General features: G+C 74.8%; 5 protein-coding genes and 1 pseudogene (1 of these 6 cut by a window edge). 3 read left to right on the top strand and 3 right to left on the bottom strand.

What is annotated here, in order from left to right:
* On the bottom strand, window positions 1-155 hold the 5' portion of the coding sequence (locus DMB38_RS21020) for a MarR family transcriptional regulator (RefSeq protein ID WP_125936496.1). It extends 424 nt beyond the left edge of the window; 155 of the gene's 579 nt are visible here — the first part of the coding sequence; it begins with the start codon at window positions 153-155; its stop codon lies off the left edge, out of view.
* 136 nt (window positions 156-291) lie between these two features.
* Between DMB38_RS21020 and DMB38_RS21015 the strand changes: the two genes are divergently transcribed.
* On the top strand, window positions 292-1,602 hold the full coding sequence (locus tag DMB38_RS21015) for an MFS transporter (protein WP_125936495.1): 1,311 nt from the start codon (window positions 292-294) through the stop codon (window positions 1,600-1,602).
* 57 nt (window positions 1,603-1,659) lie between these two features.
* Here the strand turns inward: DMB38_RS21015 and DMB38_RS21010 are convergent, their stop codons facing one another.
* Together DMB38_RS21010 and DMB38_RS21005 are read right to left on the bottom strand one after the other, a co-directional pair.
* Complete coding sequence (locus tag DMB38_RS21010) at window positions 1,660-3,378, bottom strand: SpoIIE family protein phosphatase (protein WP_206337720.1); 1,719 nt, start codon at window positions 3,376-3,378, stop codon at window positions 1,660-1,662.
* A gap of 82 nt (window positions 3,379-3,460) precedes the next feature.
* Window positions 3,461-4,815 (bottom strand): annotated as a pseudogene (locus tag DMB38_RS21005) (NAD(P)/FAD-dependent oxidoreductase).
* A gap of 354 nt (window positions 4,816-5,169) precedes the next feature.
* Between DMB38_RS21005 and DMB38_RS21000 the strand changes: the two are divergent.
* Window positions 5,170-5,880: a TetR/AcrR family transcriptional regulator gene (locus DMB38_RS21000; RefSeq protein WP_125936493.1), complete on the top strand. Its 711-nt coding sequence runs from the start codon at window positions 5,170-5,172 to the stop codon at window positions 5,878-5,880.
* A 343-nt stretch (window positions 5,881-6,223) separates the two neighbouring features.
* Entirely contained in the window at window positions 6,224-8,101 is a 1,878-nt protein-coding gene (locus DMB38_RS20995; protein WP_125936492.1) for a sigma-70 family RNA polymerase sigma factor, read from the top strand.
* The last annotated feature ends 60 nt before the right edge of the window (window positions 8,102-8,161 follow it).

Here is an 8,161-nt window from a genome sequence, read left to right as displayed (position 1 = left end):
CGGTTGAGCCGGCTGAGGGCCGAGACGATCTGCTCGACCTGGGGGTCGAGGTCCTGGAACTCCCGCTGGTAGAGCGCGATCTGCTCGTCGAGCGACCGCAGCTCCTGCGTGGGCGTCCGTTCGGCATCGGGGGCCGGGGCGTCGCTGTCGGACATGGCCCGCAGTATTCCACCAATCTCGTTCGCGTCGAACTTCTCAGCCGTGTACTCTTTAGGTCTGAACTTTAGCATCGAAGTCTTCGACCCGGTAGCTCGTCGGCGCCGGGCCGTACGTGTGTAGGGGTGGTGAGCAGTGACACGCGAGACCGGAGCCGCGGCCCTCCGCAGGATCCAGGTGGGGAACGCGCTGAGTGCCTTCGGCAGCGGCTTCACCGTGCCGTACACGTTCTTGTACGTATCGCGGGTGCGGGACCTGGGCTCGACCACGGCGGGTGTCGCGCTCGCCGGGTTCGCCATGGCCGCGCTGCTCGTCCTGCCCTTCACCGGGCGGTTCATCGACCGGCGCGGGCCGCTGCCGGTGGCCCTTTCCGGTACGGTCGCGGCCGCGGCCGGGGCGCTCTCCCTGGGGCTGGCCTCGACGGCGCCGATGGTGCTCGCCTCGACGCTGGTCATGGGCGCCGGGATGGCGGTCATCCAGCCGGCGCTGGCGACGATGATCGTCTGGTGCTCGACGACCGTGACGCGGTCGCGGGCGTTCGCGACGCAGTTCTTCCTCAACAACCTCGGGCTCGGTGTCGGCGGTCTGCTGGGCGGGCTGCTCGTGGACGAGGAGCACGCGGGGTCGTTCGTGCGCCTCTTCGCCATCGAGTCGGTGATGTTCCTGGTGCTCGGCGCCGTGGTGGCCACGGTGCGGCTGCCGCGCGGGACGCGCGCCGCGCACGCCGTGCCGGCGGGCGAGGGCGCCCGGGGGCGGTGGCGGATCCTGCTCGCGGACCGGGCGATGGTGTGGCTCTGCGTGCTGGGCTTCGTGATGTTCTTCGCCTGCTACGGGCAGTTCGAGTCCGGGCTGTCGGCGTTCGCGGTCGAGGTGTCGGGGATATCCCCGTCGACGCTCGGGGTGGCGCTGGCGGCGAACACCGCGGTGATCGTCGTGGCGCAGTTCGCCGTGCTGCGGCTCGTGGAGCGGCGGCGGCGCAGCCGGGTCATCGCCGCGGTCGGACTCATATGGACGGTCGCGTGGCTGGTGGCCGGGGCCTCCGGGTGGGTCGCGGGCGGGCAGGCGATGGCGACGGCGGCGATCATCTCCACGTACGCGCTCTTCGGGCTCGGCGAGGCGATGCTGTCGCCGACCGTGGCCCCTCTCGTGGCCGATCTGGCGCCGGGTTCGCACATCGGGCATTACAACTCGGTGTTCGCGCTGGTCAAGCAGTTGGCGCTGGCCATCGGGCCCGCCGTCGGCGGGCTGCTCGCGGGGGCCGGGGCGTACGGGGCGTACATCTCGATGCTCGTCGTGTGCTCGCTGGGCGTCACGGTGATGGGGCTGCGGCTGGGCCGGCGGCTGACGCCGCTGCAGGACTGCCCGCGGCTCGCGGGCACGGTGCAGGTGGCGGCCCACAAGCCGGCGCCGGCCGGGGCCGAGCAGGCACCCGTCCAGGCGGCCTAGGCGCGTACCCGCGCGGGCTTCTGCCCGCGCGGGTACGCCCCGTTCCGTACGCGAACGTCAGTGGCCGTGGTCGCCCGGCAGGGCGAATTCGCACCACACCGCCTTGCCGCCGCCCAGGGTGCGCCGTGAGCCCCAGGTCGAGGCGATCGTGGCGACGATGGAGATGCCGCGGCCGTTCTCGTCGCCCGGCTCCGCCTGGCGGCGGCGCGGCAGGCGGTCGTCGCCGTCGGTGACCTCGACGATGAGCCTCCGGTCCGTACGCCGCAGGCGCAGCCGCATCGGCGGGGAGCCGTGCTGGAGGGAGTTGGCGACGAGTTCGCTGGCCGCCAGCACGCCCAGCTCGCGCAGCTCCGCCGGGAAGCGCCAGCTCGCCAGGACGCCGTCCGCGAAGGCGCGGGCACGCGGGGCCGCCTCGACGCCGCCGAGGAGGTCGAGCGCCGCGCCGCGGAACAGTTCGGCCTCGCCGTCGTCGCGCAGCGGGTGCTCCAGGACGAGCACGGCGACATCGTCGTCGTGCTCGGCGGTGACGCCGAGGGAGCGGATGAGGCGGTCGCAGACGACACCCGGTGCGCCTGCCGCGCCGGCGAACGCGCTCGCGAGCGCGTTCACGCCCTCCTCGATGTCCTGGCCGCGGCGCTCGATGAGGCCGTCGGTGTAGAGGACGGCGGTCGATCCGGGCGGGAAGGGCAGTTCGGCGGAGCCGTGCACCCAGCCGCCGGTGCCGAGGGGCGGTCCCGTGGGTTCGTCGACGCGGCGCACGGTGCCGTCCGCGTCGCGGATGAGGATCGGCAGGTGACCGGCGGAGGCGTGCACCAGGCGGCCCTCATGCGGGTCGTGGACGGCGTACGCGCACGTGGCGATCTGGTTGGGGTCGATCTCGGCGGCGAGGCCGTCGAGGAGCTGGAGCACCTCGTGCGGCGGCAGGTCCAGGCGCGCGTACGCGCGTACCGCGGTGCGCAACTGGCCCATGACGGCGGCGGCGCGGACGCCGCGCCCCATGACGTCGCCGATGACCATGGCCGTGCGGCCGGCGCCGAGGGTGATGACGTCGTACCAGTCGCCGCCGACGGCGGCGTCCGTGCCGCCGGGCTGGTACTTGGCCGCGACCCGCAGGTCGTCCGGGTGCTCCAGCTTCTCCGGCAGCAGGCTGCGCTGCAGCGCCACCGCGGCCTCGCGCTGCATGCGCTCGCCCGCGCGCAGCCGCTCGGCGGCCTCCACCTGGTCGGTGACGTCGGCGGCGGAGACGAGCACGCCGCCGCTCTCGCCGACGTCGATGGGGCTGCAGGTGAACGTGTACGAGCGGGAGTCGGGGGCGCGGCGGGCCTTGACGGTGCGCGGGGTGCCGCTGCGCAGCACCTGGTCCATCAGCGGCAGCAGGCCCAGCTCGGCGAGTTCGGGCAGCGCGTCGCGGGCGGGGCGGCCCGGGGCGCGGGCGCCGAAGACGGCGGCGTAGGCGTCGTTGACGTAGGCGGTGCGGTGGTCGGGGCCGTGGACGACCGCGACGGGTGCCGGCAGCCGGCCGAGGGTGGCGCTGACGGGCAGCTCGATGCCGGGGTCGACGTCGTGTTCCGTATCGGGTTCCGGGCCCGTGTCGCCGCCGCCGCTCGCCGTACCGCCGGGGTCGGCGTCCGGCTCGGCGCCGGCCGGCGGTTCCGCCGCGGCGCGGCGGCCCTGCCGTCCGGCGCGGGCGGAGGGGACGGCACCGCGGAAGCCCCGCGCGGCGGCGGTGCGGCGCGGGGATCCGGGGAGCCGGGGGCTCCAGCGCGTGAAGTTCAAGCGTGCCAGTCCCAGGTCCACTCGTTGGTCGTTCGTTTCGCTCCGTGCCGTTTCGTGCCCGTCCATGGTCACATGCCCCGCCTCAGTCGCCGTCAGGGCCGCGACCCGACCGGGTGGCGAGTTCGAATTCCGCCCGGGGGTGTTCCAGCGAGCCGAGGGCGACGATCTCCCGTTTGAACAGTCCGGCGAGGGTCCACTCGGCGAGCACGTGGGCCTTGCGGCCCACGGTGGGGAGCTTGCCTAGGTGGTACGCACGGTGCATGAGCCAGGCAGGGTAGCCCTTCAGCCGGTGGCCGTACACATAGGCGATGCCTTTGTGGAGGCCGAGGGAGGCGACGGAGCCGGCGTAGCGGTGCCGGTAGTCGCGCAGGGGTGTGCCGCGGAGGGCGGCGGCCAGGTTGTCGGCGAGGACGCGGGCCTGGCGGACGGCGTGCTGGGCGTTGGGGGCGCAGAGGGCGCCGGGCTCGTCGGCGGTGAGGTCGGGTACGGCGGCCGCGTCGCCGGCGGACCAGACGGCGTCCTCGCCCTCGACGCGGAGGTCGGGGGTGCACCGCAGGCGGCCGCGGTCGTTGAGGGGCAGGCCGGTGGCGGCGAGCACGGGGTTGGGGCGGACGCCGGCGGTCCACACGAGGGTGCGGGTGGGGAAGCGGGCGCCGTCGTCGAGCTGGGCGACGCGGTCCGTACAGCTCGACAGGCGGGTCTCCAGGCGTACGTCGATGCCGCGTTCGCGCAGGCGGCGTACGGCGTACTCGCCGAGCCGCTCGCCGACCTCCGGCAGTATGCGATCGCTCGCCTCGACGAGGACCCAGCGCATGTCCGCGGGGCGTACGCCGGTGTAGTAGCGGGTGGCGTAACGCGCCATGTCTTCGAGCTCGGCGAGTGCTTCCACACCGGCGTAGCCGCCCCCACGAACACGAACGTGAGCGCGGCCTCGCGGACGGCGGCGTCGCGGGTGGAGGAGGCGATGTCCAGTTGTTCGAGCACGTGGTTGCGGAGGCCGATGGCTTCTTCTATCGAGGTGAAGCCGATGCCGTACTCGGCGAGTCCGGGGACCGGCAGCACCCGGGAGACGGATCCGGGCACCAGCACGAGCTGGTCGTACGCCAGGTCGAGCGGCGGTTCGCCGGTCTCGTCGGTGGCGAGCGTCGCGACGCGGGCGGTGCGCGCGGGGTGGTCGACGGACGTCACGCGGCCGGCGACCACACGGCAGCGGGGCAGCACGCGGCGCAGCGGCACCACGACGTGGCGCGGCTGCACGGAGCCGGCGGCGGCCTCGGCGAGGAAGGGCTGGTAGGTCATGTACGGGTCGGGGGCGACCAGGGTGATCTGCGCCGCGCCGCTTCTGAGCTGCTTGCCGAGGTGCTTCTGCAGCCGCATCGCCGCTGCCATCCCGACGTTGCCGCCACCGACGACGAGTACCCGCGTCGGATTCGTCATGGGCAACCTCCTGCCTGGGGTCCCGCCTGGGGCCCGGCCTCGCCGCGCGCCGCCGGCGGCGGTGCGGGCCCGGGGCGAGGCCGCCGACGGCGGCCTCGGAACACCCATGACGCACCGCGTTCGGACTTTTGTCCACAGGCGGGGGAAGGATTTCCGGCGCCCGTGGTGTCCGCCCCGCGGCCGATCCTTATCCACAGCCCCTTCTCTCTTGACTTCTGCTGAACTATGTTCGTACGAGCCGGAGTGGCCCGACCAGATGCACTCCGGTAAGCAGGGTGGGGAGTCTCCGGGGGGAGACTGTCATAACCGGGGGAAACAGAGATGCAGGTTCAGAGCAGTCGTCTGTCAGCAAACATGTCGGGATCGGACACTTCCGGCGAACTGCCGACGAATGGCCGGTCGGCGCTGCGGGTAGACGCGCAGCGCAATCTGGAGCACGTCCTGCGTGCCGCGCGCGAAGTCTTCGGGGAGCTGGGTTACGGCGCCCCGATGGAGGACGTCGCCCGCCGCGCCAGGGTCGGCGTGGGCACGGTGTACCGCCGCTTCCCGAGCAAGGAAGTGCTGGTCAAGCGCATCGCCGAGGCGGAGACCGCGCGGCTCACCGAGCAGGCCCGCGCCGCGCTGCAGCAGGAGGACGAGCCGTGGGCCGCGCTGGCCCGCTTCCTCCGTGCGTCCGTCGACTCCGGTGCCGGGCGGCTGCTGCCGCCGCAGGTGCTGGGCGTGACGGCGCAGGCGCCGGAGGGCGAGCCGCGGGTGCCGCAGCAGCGGCCCTCGCCGGACGGCACGGCGCCGCAGGCCGGCGGTGCGGTCGCGGGTGAGGGCGCGGGTGCGGAGAGCGTGAGCGTCGGCGGTACGGACGCGGCGGCACTGCTCGACGTGGTCGGGCAGTTGGTCGCGCGGGCCCGGGACGCGGGGTCGCTCCGCGCCGACGTATCGGTGTCGGACGTGCTGCTGGTGATAGCCACCGCGGCGCCGTCCCTGCCGGACCCGGAGCAGCAGGCGGTCGCGTCCGCGCGGCTGCTGGACATCCTGCTCGACGGGCTGCGGCCGCACGCGGAGGGCTGAGCCCCGGGCGGTGCCCGACGGGGGTGCGCCGGGGTGTGCCTCGGCGTGCCCTGACGGGCCCCGCGGGGGTTCCCCTTGACGGGTGGCCCCGCGGGCGGTGGTTCGTGTTGACGGCGTCGCCCGTCAGGGTGGCTCTCGCCGGGTGCCGGCTTCCGTGGCCGGCGTGGCGGCCCGTTCGTCAAGCGAGGCCGCCGTCTACCCCGAAAGCGTGACCGGTAGTGCGCCGCGAGCGGGAAAACCCCCCAACGGGTGGTTGACCGTTCAACCCGGACGGCGGCCACGGTCCGTTGTGACACGCTCACCCGAATGACGGGCTTGACGAGCGTCTACGGGAGCTTGCGGCATGGCAGTTGACGATCGGGACGATCGCGGGCATGCCATGGACGGCGGGCCCTCCGGCGGGACCGGGGGGACCTCCGGCGGTGCCGACGAGGCCGTGGGGGCGATTCCCCAGCAGCGTGAGCGGCGGGACGAGGGGGTCACGGGCCCCCTGCCCTCCGACACCGAGCTGGTCGGCCGGATGCGTAACGGCGACGACAGCGCGTACGAGGAGCTGTACCAGCGGCACGCCCCGGCGGTCCGCCGGTACGCGCGCACCTGCTGCCGCGACCCGCACACCGCCGACGACCTCACCGCCGAGGTCTTCGCCCGTACGCTCCAGGCGGTCCGCGGCGGCGCCGGTCCCGAGACGGCGGTGCGGGCCTATCTGCTCACCACCGTGCGGCGGGTCGCCGCCGCCTGGACGAAGACCGCCAAGCGCGAGCAACTCGTCGACGACTTCGCCGTCTTCGCGACCCAGGCCGCGCGGCCGGTCTCCGACGACGACACCCTCGACCTCGGCGCCGACGTACGGGCCATGCACGAGGCCGAGCAGTCGATGGCGGTGCAGGCGTTCCGCAGCCTGCCCGAGCGCTGGCAGACCGTGCTGTGGCACACGACGGTGGAGGACGAGTCCCCCAGCCAGGTCGCGCCGCTGCTCGGGCTCACCGCCAACGCGACCGCCGTCCTGGCGCACCGCGCCCGCGAGGGGCTGAAGCAGGCGTACCTCCAGGCGCACGTCTCGACCGCGCTCACCGCGGGCGGCGACTGCGCCCGTTACGCCGACCGGCTCGGTGCGTACGCCCGCGGCGGGCTGCGGATGCGCGCCGAGCGGGGGCTGCGCAAGCACCTGGACGACTGCGCGCGGTGCCGCATGGCGGCGGTCGAGGTCGCGGACGTCAACTCCCGGCTCAGCACGCTGCTTCCGGTCGCGGTGGTCGGCTGGTTCGCGTCGGCCGCGGCGGCGAAGGCCGCCGGGTTCGCGGGCGTCGGCGCGGGCGCCGGGGCGGCGGGTGCCACCGGTGCGGGGGCCGCGGCGGCGGCGAGCGGCGTCGGCGGCGGGGCGGGCGCCGGGGCCGGCTCGGGCGCGGCCGGCGGTGCCGGTGCGGCGGCGGGCGAGGGCGTCGGTGCGCCGGTGAAGGTCGCGGCCGCGGCGGGCATCGTCGTGGCCGCGGCGGCAGCGGCGCTCGCGCTCGTACTCTCCGGCGGCGACGGCGAGAAGGAGCCGGTCGCCAACCCGCCCGCCTCCTCGGCCCCGGCGCCGCCCCCGGCGCCCCCGCCCGAGAAGAAGCCGGAGCCCGCTCCCCCGCCCCCGGCCCCGGAGCCGGCGGAGCCCACGCCGACGCCGACGCCCACCCCGACTCCGGAGCCGCCCTCCCCCAGCCCCACGCCGACCCCCACGCCCACGCCGACCCCGACACCCACCCCGTCGCCGAAGCCGCCGCCCCCGCCACCACCGCCGCCCGCCGAGCCGTACCGCGTCGCCGGCCTCGACGCCGACGTCCTCGGCGACGGCACGGACCCGGAGATCGTCGCGAGCCGCAGCGGCTGGTGGTGGCAGCGCGAGGATCTGGAGGTCGGCGGGCAGACCTACGCCCACGGAGTCACCGTGTCCGCGAAGTCGTCGCTGGTCATCGAGTTGAACCGGTCCTGTACGCGGTACCGGGCGGCGGCCGGCGTCGACGACATGATGCACCGCCTGGGGGTGGCCAGGTTCACCGTCTACGGCGACGATGCCCCGCTCTGGCGCTCCGGCTGGGTCGAGGCGGGCGAGCAGGCGGCCGTGGTCGACGTGGGCCTGCCGTCCGGTACCGAGACCATCCGGCTGGAAGCGGAACCGCAGCACCCCGTCCACACCGCGGTGCTGACGGACTGGGCGGACTCGGTCATCGACTGCCGCTGAGCGCCGCCCCGTCCGGCGCCTGGTCCGCCACCGTCCGGTGCCCGAGCGCCGGGCCCGTAC

It is taken from the genome of Streptomyces sp. WAC 06738 (genome assembly GCF_003945505.1).
Taxonomy (GTDB): Bacteria; Actinomycetota; Actinomycetes; order Streptomycetales; family Streptomycetaceae; genus Streptomyces.
The sequence above is the reverse complement of the archived record's forward strand: the minus strand, read 5'-3'. Positions and strand labels throughout refer to the sequence as shown.